The organism is Agromyces sp. NPDC055661 (assembly GCF_053618135.1).
On sequence record NZ_JBSHHC010000002.1, the window covers coordinates 81,139 to 97,441 of the forward strand.

General features: G+C 72.1%; 15 protein-coding genes and 1 pseudogene. 8 read left to right on the forward strand and 8 right to left on the reverse strand.

Annotated elements, in window-relative coordinates; all coding sequences use genetic code 11:
* Positions 1-134 precede the first annotated feature (134 nt).
* The 3 genes from ACWGO8_RS13930 (at position 135) to ACWGO8_RS13940 (ending at position 3,804) form a co-directional block, all read left to right on the forward strand.
* Positions 135-1,157 carry an iron ABC transporter substrate-binding protein gene (locus ACWGO8_RS13930; RefSeq protein WP_452043641.1) on the forward strand — a complete coding sequence of 341 codons (1,023 nt, stop codon included), beginning with the start codon at positions 135-137 and terminating at the stop codon, positions 1,155-1,157.
* A gap of 80 nt (positions 1,158-1,237) precedes the next feature.
* Positions 1,238-2,713, forward strand: coding sequence for an ABC transporter permease (locus ACWGO8_RS13935; RefSeq protein ID WP_452043642.1), 1,476 nt, complete (start codon positions 1,238-1,240; stop codon positions 2,711-2,713).
* A complete protein-coding gene (locus ACWGO8_RS13940; RefSeq protein WP_452043643.1) occupies positions 2,710-3,804 on the forward strand; it encodes an ABC transporter ATP-binding protein in 1,095 nt (364 codons plus the stop codon). The genes ACWGO8_RS13935 and ACWGO8_RS13940 overlap by 4 nt, the downstream gene beginning before the upstream one ends.
* Here ACWGO8_RS13940 and ACWGO8_RS13945 read toward each other — a convergent pair.
* Positions 3,744-6,464 carry an AMP-binding protein gene (locus ACWGO8_RS13945; protein WP_452043644.1) on the reverse strand — a complete coding sequence of 907 codons (2,721 nt, stop codon included), beginning with the start codon at positions 6,462-6,464 and terminating at the stop codon, positions 3,744-3,746. The two genes, ACWGO8_RS13940 and ACWGO8_RS13945, sit on opposite strands and share 61 nt — an antisense overlap.
* 78 nt (positions 6,465-6,542) lie before the next feature.
* Positions 6,543-7,856: a serine hydrolase domain-containing protein gene (locus ACWGO8_RS13950; RefSeq protein ID WP_452043645.1), complete on the reverse strand. Its 1,314-nt coding sequence runs from the start codon at positions 7,854-7,856 to the stop codon at positions 6,543-6,545.
* Between the two features lie 221 nt (positions 7,857-8,077).
* Between ACWGO8_RS13950 and ACWGO8_RS13955 the strand changes: the two genes are divergently transcribed.
* Complete coding sequence (locus ACWGO8_RS13955; RefSeq protein ID WP_452043646.1) at positions 8,078-8,467, forward strand: SHOCT domain-containing protein; 390 nt, start codon at positions 8,078-8,080, stop codon at positions 8,465-8,467.
* 158 nt (positions 8,468-8,625) lie between these two features.
* Here ACWGO8_RS13955 and ACWGO8_RS13960 read toward each other — a convergent pair whose 3' ends face one another.
* The 6 genes and pseudogenes from ACWGO8_RS13960 to ACWGO8_RS13985 form a co-directional block, all read right to left on the reverse strand.
* Entirely contained in the window at positions 8,626-10,299 is a 1,674-nt protein-coding gene (locus ACWGO8_RS13960) for an ABC1 kinase family protein (protein WP_452043647.1), read from the reverse strand.
* Positions 10,300-10,302: 3 nt separating this feature from the next.
* Positions 10,303-10,434, reverse strand: coding sequence for a universal stress protein (locus ACWGO8_RS13965; protein ID WP_452043648.1), 132 nt, complete (start codon positions 10,432-10,434; stop codon positions 10,303-10,305).
* Positions 10,435-10,540: 106 nt separating this feature from the next.
* A pseudogene (locus tag ACWGO8_RS13970) lies at positions 10,541-10,798 on the reverse strand (universal stress protein); the annotation flags it as partial.
* A 7-nt stretch (positions 10,799-10,805) separates the two neighbouring features.
* Positions 10,806-11,006 (reverse strand): hypothetical protein, encoded by a 201-nt coding sequence (locus ACWGO8_RS13975; protein ID WP_452043649.1) that lies wholly within the window; start codon positions 11,004-11,006, stop codon positions 10,806-10,808.
* Positions 11,003-11,500, reverse strand: a complete 498-nt coding sequence (locus tag ACWGO8_RS13980; RefSeq protein ID WP_452043650.1) for a hypothetical protein — start codon at positions 11,498-11,500, stop codon at positions 11,003-11,005. The genes ACWGO8_RS13975 and ACWGO8_RS13980 overlap by 4 nt, the downstream gene beginning before the upstream one ends.
* A gap of 61 nt (positions 11,501-11,561) precedes the next feature.
* On the reverse strand, positions 11,562-12,368 hold the full coding sequence (locus ACWGO8_RS13985) for a universal stress protein (protein ID WP_452043651.1): 807 nt from the start codon (positions 12,366-12,368) through the stop codon (positions 11,562-11,564).
* 169 nt (positions 12,369-12,537) lie between these two features.
* Between ACWGO8_RS13985 and ACWGO8_RS13990 the strand changes: the two genes are divergently transcribed.
* The 4 genes from ACWGO8_RS13990 (at position 12,538) to ACWGO8_RS14005 (ending at position 16,299) form a co-directional block, all read left to right on the forward strand.
* The gene (locus ACWGO8_RS13990; protein ID WP_452043652.1) at positions 12,538-14,280 is read left to right on the forward strand and encodes a GAF domain-containing sensor histidine kinase; all 1,743 of its coding nucleotides are present in this window, start codon (positions 12,538-12,540) and stop codon (positions 14,278-14,280) included.
* The gene (locus ACWGO8_RS13995) at positions 14,277-14,912 is read left to right on the forward strand and encodes a response regulator (RefSeq protein ID WP_452043653.1); all 636 of its coding nucleotides are present in this window, start codon (positions 14,277-14,279) and stop codon (positions 14,910-14,912) included. The genes ACWGO8_RS13990 and ACWGO8_RS13995 overlap by 4 nt, the downstream gene beginning before the upstream one ends.
* A 113-nt stretch (positions 14,913-15,025) precedes the next feature.
* Positions 15,026-15,874, forward strand: a complete 849-nt coding sequence (locus ACWGO8_RS14000) for a universal stress protein (RefSeq protein ID WP_452043654.1) — start codon at positions 15,026-15,028, stop codon at positions 15,872-15,874.
* A 23-nt stretch (positions 15,875-15,897) separates the two neighbouring features.
* Positions 15,898-16,299 carry a TM2 domain-containing protein gene (locus ACWGO8_RS14005; protein ID WP_452043655.1) on the forward strand — a complete coding sequence of 134 codons (402 nt, stop codon included), beginning with the start codon at positions 15,898-15,900 and terminating at the stop codon, positions 16,297-16,299.
* Positions 16,300-16,303: the final 4 nt, after the last annotated feature.

The window sequence follows — 16,303 nt, forward strand, 5'->3', positions numbered from 1 at the left end:
CCGGAGTCCGGACGTTCCGGACTCCGGTTCGTGCGCTCCCGCGCTGAGGACGAGGCGGAAATCGACATGGTGTGAAATCCGGCGCGCGACGACCGTTAGGCTAGCCTTACCTACTCGTCGTGAGGATCCCATCTATGCGCCACCTGCTTCGTGCTGCCCTCGTTCCGCTCGCCGTCGCGCCGCTCCTGCTCGCGGGCTGCGCCGCCGGGGGGAGCGGCGCCGCATCGGGTGACGCGCTGGTGATCTACAACGCGCAGCACGAGCAGCTCACCGAGGAGTGGGCGGAGGCGTTCACGAAGGACACGGGCATCGACGTCGTGCTGCGCAACGGCGGTGACAGCGAGCTGGCGAACCAGCTCGTGGCGGAGGGCTCCGCGTCGCCCGCCGACGTGTTCCTCACCGAGAACTCGCCCGCGATGTCGCTCGTCGAGGAGGCCGGCCTCTTCGCGCCGGTCGACGAGGCCACCCTCGAGCTCGTCCCCGAGCAGTACCGCCCGTCGACGGGCGCGTGGACCGGCATCGCCGCCCGTTCGACCGTGCTCGTGTACAACCCGTCGCTCATCACCGAGGACGAGCTGCCGGCCTCGCTCATGGACCTTCAGCAGCCCGAGTGGAAGGGGCGCTGGGGCGCGGCACCGAGCGGCGCCGACTTCCAGGCCATCGTCTCCGCCGTGCTGGCGACGCAGGGCGAGGAGGCGACGAGCGCCTGGCTCGACGGGATGCACGAGAACGCCACGATCTACCGCAACAACATCGCGACCATGAAGGCGGTGAACGCGGGCGAGGTGCCGGTCGGCGTGATCTACCACTACTACTGGTACCGCGACCAGGACGAGACCGCCGAGAACAGCGGCAACACGAAGCTGCACTACTTCGGCAACGAGGACCCGGGCGCGTTCGTGAGCATTTCGGGCGGCGGCGTGCTGAAGTCGAGCAAGCGTGCCGAGGAGGCGCAGGAGTTCCTCGCGTGGCTCGCCGGCACCGAGGGCCAGACCATCCTCGGCGAGGGCTACAGCTTCGAGTACCCGGTCAGCTCGGGCGTGCCGGCACGCGAGCCGCTGCCTCCGCTCGACTCGCTCGGCTCGCCCGCGATCGACCCGTCGACCCTCAACGGTCCCCAGGTCATCGACCTCATGACGGAAGCCGGACTCCTCTGACCCAGACGGCGACGACACGAGGACCGGCGACGGTCGCCGACCGGAGGCGACCGCCCGCCGGACTCGTCGTCGTCGTCGCCGTGCTCGGCGCCGCCGCGCTCATCCCCGTCGGCTACGTCGTCCAGGTCGCCTTCGAGATGGGGTGGCAGCAGCTCGCCGAGCTCGTGTTCCGTCCCCGCGTCGGCGAACTGCTCGTGAACACGGTCCTGCTGGTGGTGCTGGGTGTGCCGCTGACCGTGGTCCTCGGCGTCGGCGGAGCCTGGCTGGTCGAGCGCACCGCGCTCCCGGCCCGACGCCTGTTCGCCGTGCTGCTCGTCGTGCCGTTGACGATTCCCGCGTTCGTCGCGAGCTACGGCTGGGCGAGCGCGATCCCGTCGATCAACGGACTCGGCGGGGGCCTGCTCGTCGCCGTGCTGGCCTACTACCCGCTCGTGTACCTGCCGGCGCTCGCCGCGCTCCGCGGTCTCGACCCGGCGCTGGAGGAGTCGGCACGGTCACTCGGGATGGGCTCGTGGGCCGTCTTCCTCCGTGTCGTGCTCCCGCAGCTCCGGCTGGCGATGCTCGGCGGCGGACTCGTGGTGGCCCTCCACCTGCTCGCCGAGTACGGCGCGTTCGCGTTCCTGCGCTTCGAGACGTTCACTACGGCCATCGTCGTCGCCTACCAGGCGAGCTTCGCCGGTCCGAACGCCGCCGCGCTCGGTGTCGTGCTCGCCCTGCTCTGCTTCGTCGTGCTCCTCGTCGAGGCCACGGCCCGCGGGCGCCTCCGCTACGCCCGGGTCGGCGGCGGTTCACCGCATCCTGCGCCCCGGCTCGGACTCGGTCGTGCCACCCCGCTCGTCGTGGTCGCGCTCGTCGCCCTGGCGGTGGCCTCCTCGGTCGTCCCGCTCGTCGGCGTCATCCGCTGGGCTCTGGTGACGGATGCCGCGAGCTGGGCGCCCGTCGTCGAGGCGACCGTGCAGACGCTGCTGCTCGCCGTCGGCGGCGCGATCGCGGCCCTGGCGGTCGCCCTGCCGGCCGCCTGGCTCTCCGCACGGTATCCCGGACGCATCGCGCGGACGCTCGAGGGCGCCTACTACTTCGCGAGCAGCCTGCCGGCGATCATCGTCGCGCTCGCGCTGGTGACCGTGACCCTCCACGTGCTGCCGGGCCTGTACCAGACCGTCGCGACCGTGATCGCGGCGTACGTGGTGATCTTCCTCCCGCGCGCCCTGGTCTCGGTGCGGGCCGGCATCGCGCAGGTGCCCGAGACCCTCGAGGAGGCGGCGCGCTCCCTGGGCACGTCGCCGTTCGTCGCGAAGCTCCGCGTGACGGGGCCGCTGCTGCTTCCGTCGATCGCGGCCGGTGGGGCGCTCGTGGCGCTCGGCGCCGCGAATGAGCTCACCGCGACGCTGCTGCTCGCCCCCACGGGCACGCAGACGGTCGCCACCGGGTTCTGGGCCGCGGCATCCGCGGTCGACTACCCCGCTGCCGCGCCCTACGCGATCACCCTCGTGCTGCTGTCGATTCCGGCGGTGGCGCTCATGCTCGCCCAAGTGAAAGCCAGGAGGACCCCATGAGCCTGCAGCTGACCGACGTGTCGAAGTCGTTCGGCCGCCTCGGCGTGCTGGACGCGGTGTCGATCGACGTGCCGCGCGGCGCCCGCCTCGCAGTCGTCGGCGCATCGGGGAGCGGCAAGAGCACGCTGCTGCGCATCATCGCCGGCTTCGAGCGCCCCGACGCGGGCACGGTGGTCCTCGACGGCCGGACGCTCTCCGGCGCGGGCGCCGACGTGCCGGCGCACCGGCGCGGGATCGGCTACGTCGCGCAGGACGGCGCACTGTTCCCGCACCTCACGGTCGCCCGGAACATCGCGTTCGGCATCCGGCGCCGGCCCGACCGCACGCGGCGCGTCCGCGAGGTCATGGAACTCGCATCGCTCGAGCCGCAGTTGGCCGACCGGTACCCGCACCAGCTCTCGGGCGGGCAGCAGCAGCGGGTCGCGCTCGCCCGGGCGCTCGCCCTCGAGCCATCCGTCATCCTGCTCGACGAGCCGTTCAGCGCACTCGACACCGGCCTGCGGGCGCACACGCGCGCCGCGATGGTCGACGCGCTCGAGCGCAGCGGCGTGACGACGGTGCTCGTCACGCACGACCAGGAGGAGGCCCTCTCGTTCGGGCACCAGATCGGCGTCATCGCCGACGGACGGCTCGTGCAGTCGGGTCAGCCCTCGGAGGTCTTCGACGCCCCGGTCGACGCCGAGATCGCGGAGTTCCTCGGCGACGTCGTCATGGTCCCGGCCGAGGCCGCGGGCGATGCGCAGGCGATGTGCGCGTTCGGATGCCTCGAGGTCCGGCACGACCGCAGCGGCGGCGCCGCCCGGGTGTGCGCGATGCTGCGGCCGTCGCAGCTCCGCGTCGACGACGCTGCCGAGGGCGGCAACGCGACCGTGGTCGGGATGCGCCCCGCGGGCAGCACCGCCGAGCTGCGACTCCGTCTCGGCGCAGCCGAGATCCCGGTCGAGGTGACGCACCGGCTGCCGCTCCACGAGGCGTCGCGGTTCCGCCCCGGATCGACCGTGACGGTCGACGTCGATGGCGGGGTCGTGCTCTACCCGGCGACCGCGCTCCGGTCGCGCGGCGACGTCGCGGAGCCCGCACCCGCGGCCTGACGACGGCGGCGCAGCGCGCCGAGTCCCGTCGTGGCCAGGCGGTACGCGTACCAGGCCGCGATGCCGACCGCGAACGACAGCAGCGTGCCGAGCCACGGCGCGGACTGCTCCCATGCCGGGTACACGACCCAGTGCGTCAGGTAGACGAAGAGGGATGCCCCGGCCACGAGGCGCACGGCGGGCACGATCGGCCGCGGCATCCGCAGGCTCGGCGCCCAGACCAGCAGCAGCACGCCCGCGATGATGACCCCCTCGCGGAGAGGGTCGCCGAAGAACCCGACGGTGGCGGCCACGGCGACCGCGGAGACGAGCAGGCGCTTCCGCACGGTGTCGGCCCGGGCGACGGCCCAGCCGAGCACCAGGCACCAGAGCACCGTCGCCACGGCGTAGCGCTCGACGCCGTGCGCGTCGATGCCGACGAGGGCGTACCGGACGCCGAGCGTCGCGGCGAGCAGGGCGAGTGCGAACGCCCACGGATGCCGCCGCTCGAGCCGGTCGACGGGCCGGATCGCGAGGAGCAGGGCGAGTCCGAGCATCGTCCAGACGGCCGCTTCGAGGAACCAGAACTGCCACTGCTCGTTCCAGCGCCCGTCGCCCGGGACCAGGTTGTTCACCAGCAGCGCTGTCGTCGGCACGTACTTGCCGCTCACCAGTCCGACCGCTCCGATCCACAGCAGGGCCGGGACGGCGATGTGCGCCGCGCTGCGGAGCAGGCGCCGCGAACGCGCGCCGCCGGCTCCCGCCGCGAGCTGGAACCGGGCGAGGTTGTAGCCGGCGACGGCGAGCAGGAGGTGGGCACCGCCCTTCACGCCGAGCAGGTCGGCGTGCGTGGCGACGATGAGCACGATCGCGATCGCCCGCAGGATCGCCGGCGTCTCCACGTTCGGGAACCACGAGCGGGGGAGTCGCGCGGTCCGCGATCGGCCGGCACGGACCGTCGCGTCCTGCGGGGTCGGAGCGTCCGTGGGCGTGGGTGCGGACACCTGGTGCTCGCTGGTTCCAGCGTCGGCGGCAGGCGGCGCGATGCTCTCGGCCAGCGCGTGCGGCGACTGGGAGGGCCAGTCGCGGGGAAGGCGGCCGAGCAGCCCCTCGAGCCGGAGCGAGACCTCGACGTAGCTGAGCGAGTCGCCGCCGAGGCCCGCGAAGGTGTCCTCGGCGGTCGCGTCGGGCCGGCCCAGCAGCTCGGCGTACAGGTCGCGGATGGTCTCGGCGGTGACCGTGCCGGTGGCGGCGTCCATGCCGTCCGCGGCCTCCGTCGCCGCTTCGTCGTCACGTCGGTCGAGCAGGTCGGCGTGCCGGACGAGGGCGGCGAAGTCGGGCTTGCCGGTCGACGTGCACGGGAACTCGGCGATGGGGTAGGCCCGGACGGCGTGCACGGGGATGCCCAGCAACGCGGCCGCACGCGTCCTGGCCGTCTCGAGGAGCCGCTCGGCGCGGACGAACACCAGCAGCCGCTCGCCCGCACTCGCGGTGCGGACCTCGATGCCCTCCTCGGCCAGCAGCCGGTGCACGGCGTCGAGGTCCACCCGCAGGCCGTACACCTTGACGAAGCGGTTCATCCGGCCGACGACCTCGAACAGCCCGTCCTCGCGCTGCTTGGCCAGGTCGCCCGTGCGGAGCTCGTGCACGGTGCGTCCGAGGGCGAAGTCGTCGGACGACTCGGCGTAGCCGAGCATGACGTTCGGGCCCTCGTACACGAGCTCCCCGACGTGCGCGCCGGGCTCGGCGTCGATCCGGAGCCGGCCGCCCGGAATGGGGCGGCCGATCGATCCGGCGGCCCGTTCGGCGAGCTCGGCGGGCACGTACGCCATGCGTGCCGTGGCCTCGGTCTGCCCGTACATGACGACGAACTCGAACCCGCGGCGATCGCCGAGTCGCGCGAAGCGGCGCACGGCCTCGGGCGCCAGTCGCCCGCCGGCCTGCGTGAGGTAGCGGATGCTCCGCGGCATCCGCTCGGCGAACCCGCCGGCCTCGAGGAGCTCGAACGTGTACGGCACGCCGGCGAACGACGTGATCCGGTGCTCGGATGCCTCGTGCCAGAACTCCGCGTCGGTCACCGAGCGATCGGTGAGCACGAGGCTCGCGCCGGCCACGAGGTGGCTGTTGATCACCGAGAGCCCGTAGCAGTAGTGCATGGGGAGGGTCGTCACCGCCCGATCGTCGGGGGTCAGGCCCAGGTACTCGGCGATCGCCCGGGCGTTGCTCTCGAGGTTCTCCCGCGAGAGGCGCACCAGCTTCGGCGAGCCGGTCGACCCCGACGTGCTGGCGAGCAGCGCGAGCTCGGGGGAGAAGCGGTGCACGGTGCCCTCGCGGACCTCGTGCAGGGCCACCGCGTCACCCGACCCGGCGGCCACGAGGTCGGGGTCGAACCGATCGGCGAGCGACGCGCGGTGCCGGATCGAGCCCTCGTCCTCGCCGGGCGCGACCAGGAGCACCGGGTGCCCGCCCGCCAGTGCGGCCAGGTACGTGACGATCGGCTCGACCGCATTCGCGGCCTGCAGCATGACGAGCCGGCGGCCGTCGCCGAGTTCGGCACGACGCGCGTCGACCCGATCGGCGAGCTCCCCGTAGGTGATCCGCTCTGCACCCGACACCAGGGCGATGCGGTCGGGACTGCCCCCGAGCAAGGTCAGGCCGGGCGAGAGCGCGGTGGTGGGCACAGGTGTACTCCGAGTCGGATGCGGGGGTGTCAGGTAAGCCTAACCTCACTTGCCGCGGCATCCGAATGGCCGCCCGGTCTATGACATCGGCAGCGGGGTGAACGGGTGGCCGAGGGCGTCGGACACCTCGGTGAAGACGCGGACGGCCGGGAACATGCACGGCACGCCTGTCGTGTTGTCGGCGAGCGTCTTCGAATCCGAGCAATCGCCCGACGGGATGTCGCTGTTCACGAGCACCACGATCGTCGAGTCGCTCGCAGCGTGATGGTACACCGTGGTGTTGTAGCCCTCGATGTCGCCGGTGTGGCCCACCCAGCCGGCGATACAGCCGTTGCCGTAGCCGTAGCCGCCCTCGGCGGGGATCGCCGCGAGGCGCTCGACGGCCATGTCCTCGTCGAGGATGCCCTGGCCGGTCGAGAGCACGCGGCCCCACTCGAGCATGTCGTCGATGTTCGAGATGATCTGCCCGGCGGTCCAGGCGGAGGTGGGGCTCCAGTTCGTCGTCTCCACGGGTTCCTGCGAATCGGCGGGCGTGCCCTGCAGGCTGAATCCGGAGAGGTGCGGATCGGGCATCTCGTTGGTGTCGGGGAAATACGTGTCTTCGAGCCCCAGGGGCTCGAGGATCTCGGACTGCAGCACCTCGGGGTACGGGCGACCGGTGACCTGCTCGATCACCGTGCCGAGGAGCACGTAGTTGGTGTTCGAGTAGTTGAACTGGGTTCCCGGGTCCGACAGCGGGGGCATGCCGAGTCCGTAGGAGAGCAGCTCCTCGGGGGTCCAGGGCTGCGTGGGGTCTGCGAAGAGCCGGGTCGTCATGGCGTCGTCGGCGGTGTAGCTCGGGATGCCGCTCGTCATGTTCAGCAGCATCCGGATCGTGACCTCGTCGCCGTTCTGGACGCCGTCGACGTACTGGTCGATCGTGTCGTCGAGGCTCAGCTCACCGTCCTCCACGAGTTGCAGGATGAGCGAGCTGGTGAACGTCTTGGTGATCGACCCCACTCGGGTGAAGTCCTGGGCCGTGGTCGAGGTGCCGGTCGTGGGGTCGGCGTCGCCGAACGCCTCGATCCACGTGCCCTCGGGCGTGCGGACGCCCACGATCGCGCCCGGCGCGGACGCGAGTGCGAGGCCCTGCTCGGCGGCGTCGTGGAGCTCGTCGGCCAGGTCGAGGTCGCCGGTCGTGGCGGTCGCGGGCAGCTCGGCGGTCACGACGGCCTCGGGCGCGACGCCGAGGCACGTCGCCGCCGCATCGTCGGAGGCCGGCGCCGACGACGAGGCCGTCGAGACCGGGGAGGCGGTGCAGGCGGAGAGGCCGAACGCCACCACCCAGAGGGCGGTCGCCCCGACGGCGAGGATCGTGGATCGGTGGGGCGCAGTGGCTGGGTTCTGGCGCATCGGGTTCCGCCTCCGAGTCGATCGACCACGTGGGCCCATCGTGCTCCTCCGCCGCGCGACGCGACAAGGCGACGAGCACCCCCAATTCGAGTGCGCGATCACGCTCGTCGAAGGTCGGATCGCGACATTCCCCCCGAGGTGTTGCGCTGTGTTTCGGCCGAGGTCTAGCGTCAGGGCAGGATCGGCGCATTGGACGACGCCGAAGGACGAAAGGTGCGACGATGAACAGTCTCTGGGATTTCCTCGTCTGGCTCTTCTGGATCTACATCGCGATCGCGTGCATCTGGATCTTCATCACGATCTTCATCGACATCTTCCGTGACAAGTCGCTCAACGGATGGGCGAAAGCGCTCTGGGTGATCTTCCTCGTGATCCTGCCGTTCCTGGCCGCGCTGGTCTACCTCATCGCCCGCGGCAGCTCGATGGCCGAGCGGCGTGCGGGGGAGATGCGCCAGATGCAGGCCGCGAACGACGAGTACATCCGAAGCGTCGCCGGCAGCGGCGGCACCTCCGCGGCATCCGAGATCGCGAACGCGAAGCAGTTGCTCGATTCGGGCGCGATCTCGCAGGCGGAGTACGACCAGCTGAAGGCCAAGGCGCTGAGCAGCTGATCCGACTGGGGAGGACGGCGGCGGTCGACGCGCAAGGCGCGACCGCCGCCGTTCTCGTGCCCGGCGGCGACTCGCCGGCAGCACGAGCGGCGTGTCCGCGGGCTGCATCGCACGTGGTCGCGGATGCAGCTCGCCCGCTGAGCACGGCGACCCGACGGTCATCGGAAGCGTCGACGCCTGGACGTCCATGCCAGGTACGTGCCGACCGCGCCGACGGCGCCGAGTCCGGCGCCCATCATCGTCCCCTCCCATCCGCGCCACCGCCGTCCCCCGGCCACCAGTCCGCCGATGCCGCTGATGAGCGCCGCGCCGAGCATGCCGGCGACGAGTCGGTTCCCGATCCGCTCGGCTCGTCCCACCAGCGGGTCGAGCTCCGCGGCTCGCAGGTGCAGCTGGATGCCGCCGGTGTCGGCGACGTCGACGAGCCGGCGGACGATGCTCGGCAGATCGAACGCGAGCTCGCCGGCGTCGATCGAGGCCCGTCCCAACCGCCTCGCGATGGCCGACGCACGAAGTCGCTCCCACGACAGCCGTTCGGCGTAGGGTTCGAGTGACTCCCCGAGCCGGAAGTCGGGATCGAGCCGGGTCGCGAGCGCCTCGATCAGCAGCAGCGCCTTGAACAGCAGGACGAGCTCGCGCGGCAGTCGCACGCGATTGCTCCGCAGGATCGCGAACAGGTCGGCCATCATCCTCGCGAACGGGGTCTGGCGCACCGACCGGAGGCGGTAACGGCTGACGAACGGTCGGAGGTCGTTCCGGAGCATGACGCGGTCGACGGATCCGGTCCCGACCGTGACTTCGATGAGGGCGGACGTGAGCAGGTCGGCGTCGCCGCGGACCATCGCGATGAACAGCCGCGCCAGCTGTCCCCGCAGGTCCTCGCCGATCACGCCGACCATCCCGAAGTCGATGAGCGCGATCGTGCCGTCGGCGCGGATGAAGAGGTTCCCGGGGTGGAGGTCGGCATGGAAGAAGCGATCCTCGAAGATCATCTTCAGGACGATCTCGGCTCCACGCCTGGCCACGAGGTCGCGATCGACGCCGGCCTCGTCCAGCGCGGCGGTGTCGGCCACGTTCATGCCGCTCATCCGCTCGAGCGTGAGCACGCGGGACGTGGTGTGCTCCCACGAGATGCGCGGGATGACGACGCCGTCGTCGTCCTCGAAGTCCCTCGCGAACCGCTCGGCGTTCCGAGCCTCCTGGAGGTAGTCGAGCTCGGCGCGGATCGTCTCTGCGAACTCGGCGACGATCCCGACGGCATCGATGTCGCGGGCGAACTCCCACGTCCGCTGCGCCCGGGCGGCGAGGTTCTGCAGGATCTCGAGGTCGACCTGCACTTGGAGCACCGCGCCCGGCCGGCGGACCTTCACCACCACGGGCGTGCCGTCGGCGAGCGTCGCCGCGTGGGCCTGGCCGATCGAGGCCGATGCCATCGGCCGATTCTCGAACGCGGCGAAGATCGCCTCCGGATCCGCCCCCAGCTCCGTGCGGATCACCGCACGGATCTCGTCGACCGGCACCGGCGGCGCGGCATCCTGGAGCTTCGCCAACTCGGTGATGAACGACGGAGGGAGGAGATCCGATCTCGTGGACAGGAGCTGGCCGAGCTTGATGAACGTCGGGCCGAGTTCCTCGAGTGCGGCCCGGAGGTGCGCAGGGGACTCGGCGGAGGCTCGCTTCGCCGCGTCGGCCGCGCCGCCCGGCCCGGCCGAGAGGACGCGCTCCAGTCCGAGGAGCCCCACGACGAGACCGAGCCCGTGGCGTCGGAAGGCTGAGGCGATCTGGAGGTATCGGGCGGCGTGCGTCTGCTCGATCCGGTCACCCTCGGCCATGGATCACCGTCGCCCGTCGCCGGTCTCGTGCACGACCAGCACCGGGCAGTGCGCGTGCGCGGTGCACTCCGCGCTCACGGACCCGAGGAGGAGTCCCGCGAAGCCGCCGTGTCCGCGCGTGCCGAGCGCGAGCATCCGCGCCCCCTTCGAACGGTCGATGAGGACCTCCGCCGGGCGACCCTGCTGCGTGCCCGCCTGTCACCCGCTCGGGAACCGACTCGCCGAAGGCGGCCTGAAGGGTCGCCTCGACGACGCGATGGGCGTCCTGCTCGGGAGTGATGTCCGAATCCGGGTAGTAGTAGTTGCCGTACAGGAGCGTCGGATGGTTCCAGACGCCGAGCGCGTGGACCTCGACGTCGAGCCTGTCGCCGAGCTCTGCCGCCAGCCGGAGTGCGGCGATCGACGAGTCCGAGCCGTCCACCCCGACGACGATCTCCCCTCGGGACTCCTCAGCGGGTCGTGCGGCGCCGTCGGTCGACGTGCGGTGCGTTGCCATCATGCTCGCCTCAGGCGTGGTGGGGGCCGTACGAGCGCCCCGACGGGTTGCGGACGACGACGCGGACGCTGATCGGCGTGAGCGAGTCGGCCCGGTCGGACGGGCGACGGCTCAGCCGTGACAGGATCACGCGCCCGTCGTGGGGCGAGATCGTCAACGTCGCCGCCGCGGTGCGGACGGTGGTCCTGGTGATGGACGTCGTATGGCTCACGGAGTGCTCCTCGTCGAGATCGGGGGTTCAGCGCGCCCGCGCTGGGCCTCGGCCGGTCGGCGTCGCGCAGTCGGTGCGGGCGTGATGGGCAGCAGGCCGAGGAGCAGCATCACGAGGCCGAGCTCCACGGCGCCGGCGATGAAGTAGACCGCCTGCAGGAAGCTGAACGGGATGAACATCATCTGCACGAAGATCCAGATGAGGGCCGCGAATCCTGCGGCCGCGCTCGCGAGGAGCGCCGACGGACGCCGCCGCCGGAGCAGGATGAACGCCAACGTGTGGATGCCGCCGAGGACCAGGGCGAGCGCGAGGCCGGGCACCAGGTACGACGAGAACGCCGAGCCCTCGAGGTACTCGACCGGCGGGGAGAGCACCGTCGCGAGGTCGGGCACGAGTGCACCGACCATGAGGGAGAGCCCCCCGGCGACCGCCGTCACGGCCACGAACGCCTCGACGACGAGGAGGGTGATGCGAGTGGCTCGCTTCGTGTCCATGGCGCCAGTGTGACCCGATGACCGATGCCCCGTGGGGACGAAGGTCCCGTCGCGGTTCGGATCAGTCGGCCGCCACGTGCGGGACGATGACCACCGGCCCGCCCGCGTTCAGCAGCAGCTCGCTGTTGGTGCGCCCGAGCGGCCGGAATCCGCGGGCTCCGGCCTCGGTGGGGCGACCGCTGACCGTGAGGACGGCGCGGCGGGAGGCCTCCGCGAGCGCCTGCCCCGCCGGTGCGGTCGACCGGCGGAGCTCGATGTCGACGGACTGCTCCTCCGCATCGGCGACATCGAGGAGTCGGGCGAGTTCCCGTTCGTCGAACGGGAGGTCCCGGTCCGACCGGATCACGATGAGCGGCTCACCCAGGCGCGACGCTTCCCGCAGCGCGTAGCGCACCGAACCGATCCAACCCGGGGCGTTCCCGGCGCCGGCCACGACGCCGCTCCGCCGGTCGCCGGCCGAGCCCGCGACGACCGCCACCGGCACCGGCGCGGTCGCCGCCAGCTGCAGCCCTCGCGCACCCAGCGCGCGGCCGTGGAAGGTGCCCGTCTTGTGGGAGCCGATGACCACGGACTCGTACGCCGACGCCGATGCGGCCAGTTCGATCATCGGAGCGCCCACGTCGATGGCGGCGGACACCGGCACCCCGTCGGCCGTCTCGCGTGCGAACGCGAGCTCCCGGACGGCGAGGCGTTCGGCATCGGTGCGCAGCTCCCGCAGGTCGCGGTCGCTGATCGTGCCCCACTCGTCGTCGACGACGTTCAGCAGGAACACGCCGACGCCGAGCTCCTCGGCCCGAGCGAGCGCCCACACGACGGCCGAGCGGCTCGCGACCGAGCCGTCGATGCCCACGAGGATCGTCGGGTCCATCTCCACCGCCTCTCCGACGTGCGGAGCTCCGCCGATCCCGAGGGGACCGCGATCCGCACGTGGCCATGTTCGGCGCGTCCGCGCTCATCGGTCGGGTCTTTGGTCCCCTGCTCGCTGACGACCCCTCCAGCGCGGTGGTAGCCTGCGGTCAAGTCGTCCCGGAGGTGCTATGCCCGGTCAGCGGTCGCCTGGGTCGCTCCCGGGAAATCCCGGGTCCGAGCTGGATCGCGCCCTCCACGAGCTCGTCGAGCGCGCCGGCGAGGTGGTGCACTCGCAGGACCGGCTGCGGTCCCTCCTGCGGGCCACGCAGGCGGTCGTCGAGCCGCTCGACCTTCCCGTCGTCCTCGAGCGGATCGTGCAGGCGGCCGTCGAACTGGTCGACGCCGAATACGGCGCGCTGGGCGTGATCGCCGAGGAGGGCGGCCTCGAGGCGTTCGTGCACGTCGGGATGCCCCCGGAACAGGTCGAGGCGATCGGACACCCGCCCGAGGGGCGCGGGCTGCTCGGGGCGCTGATCGACGATCCGCGACCGATCCGGCTCCGGCACATCGCCGAGGATGCGCGATCGGTCGGATTCCCGGCGGGGCATCCGCAGATGGAGGCGTTCCTCGGCGTCCCGGTGCGCGTGGGCGATGCCGTGTACGGGAACCTGTACCTCGCCGAACCGCGCTCCGGCGAGTTCACACCGGCGGACGAGGAGCTCGTCTCCGCGCTGGCGGCGACGGCGGGATCCGCCATCGCGAACGCGAGGCTCTACGACGAGACCGTCCTCCGCCAGCAGTGGACGGCATCGTCGGCCCAGATCGCGTCCGCGCTGCTCGACACCGCGAGCTCGGCGGCGCTTCCCCTGCTGGCCGACGAGCTCGTCGCCAGGTCCGCGGCCGACCGCGTCTGCATCCTCGTCGCGGGGAGCGAGCCCCTGACGCTGCGGATCGCCGAGGCGCGCGGTGCCGATGCCGACGACCTCGCCGGCTCGGTGGTCTCGTCGATGGATACCGCGGCGAGCCTCGCCCTCGAGTCCGGGGAGTCGCGTCTCGTGGCCGGGGTTCGCGAGGCGCGCACGCCCGATGCGCTCGCGATCGTCGGCGAGCGCGGCGCGGGCCCGGTCATGATGGTGCCCCTCACCCACGCGGACTCGGTGTCGGCGGTGGTCACGGTGGGCCGTGCGCCCGGCCGGCCGTCGTTCTCCTCCGCCGAGCTCGACATCGCCGACGACCTCGCGATCCGGGTCGGGCTCGCGATCGAGCTCGCCGAGGCGCGCGAGCAGCGGCAGCGCGCCCAGCTCGGCGAGGACCGCACGCGCATCGCACGCGACCTGCACGACCACGTGATCCAGCAGCTGTTCGGCCTGGGGCTCGAGCTGCAGTCGCTCGCGCACGACTCCCAGCCGGATGCCGCGGCTCGCCTGCAGGAGGCGGTCGCCACCCTCGACGACGCCATCTCGCAGATCCGCACGATCATCTTCGCGATGCGCCCGCGTGGGCCCGAGCGCTCGTTGCGGCACCGGATCCTCGACCTCGTGGCGGAGGGCTCCTCGGGCTTCCCGCACCCCGTGCCCGTGGCCTTCTCGGGACCCGTCGACCTGGTGATCGAGGGCACGCTCGGCGACGACGTCACGGCGGTCGTCCGGGAGCTCCTGGCGAATGCGGCGCGGCACTCCGGCGCGGACCAGATCCGCATCTCGGTGGCCGTCGACACCTCGTGGGTGCGGGTGACCGTCGACGACGACGGGGTCGGCATCCCCGAGCACGGCCGACGGAGCGGCCTCCAGAACCTCCGGATCCGGGCGGAGCGTCGCGGCGGGACCATGCGCATCGACTCGGCGCCCGGGATGACGGAGATCGAGTGGCGGGTTCCGGCGCCCGGATCGCGGTCCGGCTCCGAGGCCGGGGCGATCGGCGGCCCCCGATGACGCGCATCTTCCTGGTCGACGATCACGAGATCGTCCGGCGCGGCATCGCGGAGCTCCTCGATCGCGAGTCCGACCTCGAGGTCGTCGGAGAGGCGGGCGACGTCGCGCACGCGCTGGCGCGGATCGAGGCGACGCGACCCGACGTCGCGGTGCTCGACGTGCGGCTCCCCGACGGGGACGGCGTCGAGCTCTGCCGCGAGATCCGGTCGCGGCATCCCGAGGTGCGCTGCCTCATGCTCACCGCCTACGACGACGACGAGGCGACCATGTCCGCCGTGCTCGCCGGAGCATCGGGCTACGTGCTGAAGAACGTGTCGGGCTCGGACCTCGTCGCGGACATCCGCGCCGTGGCATCCGGTCGCTCGCTGCTGCACCCGGCGGCCGCGCGGCACGTCGCCGAGCGGGCGCAGGCCGACCGCGACGACCCGCGCTTCGGCTCGCTGCAGCTCAGGGAGCGGCAGGTGCTGGCGCTCATCGCCGAGGGCCTCACGAACCGGCAGATCGGCGAGCGGCTCGGCCTCGCCGAGAAGACCGTGAAGAACTACGTCTCGGGGCTGCTGCGGAAGCTGGGCCTCGAGCGGCGCACGCAGGCGGCCGTGTACGAGCTGGAGCGTCGCGACCCGCAGGCGTGAGGCGCGGCATCCGCAACCCTGCCGCTGTGCCCTCGCGCGCCCCTGCCCCAGTGCCGGTGCCCATGTGACTTTGGGCCCGATCATGCGGTCGCACGGGGCGCCATCCTGTGACCATGTTCACCAAGGTCATCGCAGGGTGGGACGGCAGTCCCGAATCCGAGGCGGCAGCGGACTGGGCCGCCGAGCACTCCGGTGGAGCGCCGCTCACGCTCGTCCATGCCATCGGGGGGAAGCCGACCGGCAGCGAGTACCTGCAGGCCTCGGGTGAGCGTTCGGCGGAACGGACGAGGCTGATGGATGCCGCGGAGCGACTCCGCGCGTCGCATCCGGAGCTCCGCGTGGAGACGGAGACCGTGCACGGCTCGGCGATCGATGCGCTCGGGGAGCGGCTCGCCCCCGACGTGCTCGTCGTGGTCGGCGGCCCCGACCACCCCCGGACGACCAGGTGGACCCTGGGATCGCGCCTGGCCGGACGCCACGACGGGGGAACCGTGGCGGTGATCCCGGAGACCCCGGCGACCGAGCGGCGGGTGGCCGTGGTCGCCGGGGTCGACGGGTCGCAGGCCTCGCTGGCCGCGGTCGACGTCGCCGCCGAACTGGCGGACCGGCTCGGCGCGCCGCTCGAGCTCGTTCATGCCTGGCGCGTGCCCGCCGAGTGGGACACGGCGCTGTCGGGCTACGGCTCCGACGTCGACCGGCTCGAGGAGATCCATCGCGACGTCCTCGACGAGGCGGTCGAGTACGCACGCGGACTCGGCGCGAAGCCGACCGGCCGGCTCGAGGCCGGCTCCGCGGCCGAGGTGCTCCGCAGGATCGGCGAGTCGTCGCGGCTCCTGGTCGTGGCCAGCCACGGCGCGGCGGCGTTGACGCGGTTCTTCCTCGGCTCGGTCAGCCACGACCTGCTCGTCGAGGCGCCCGCGCCGGTCATGATCGTCGCGCCGAACGGCGCGCGTCCCGAGTGAGCGAGAGCTCCGAGGAGGTCACCATGTCCATTCCTCCCACCGCGGCGCCCGGCGGGCCCGTGCCGTCGCAGGCGACGCCCGCGTCGGACCGGTCGTTCATCGCGACCTGGATGTTCTCCTGGTTGCTCGGCTTCCTCGGGGTGGACCGGTTCTACCTCGGGAAGGTCGGCACGGGGATCCTGAAGCTCCTGACGATCGGCGGGCTCGGGATCTGGTGGCTCATCGACCTGATCCTGACCCTGGCCGGCGTGCAGCGCGACAAGGACGGGCGACTGCTCCCCGACTTCGAGGAGCACAAGCTGATCGCCTGGATCATCACCGCAGCGGGGTTCGGACTGTGGATCCTCACGACCGCGGTCTCCCGGGTGTTCGTGTACGTGCCCGAGCAATTCGGTCCGATGCTCCCGTGGTGGCAGGGGCAGTAGCCCC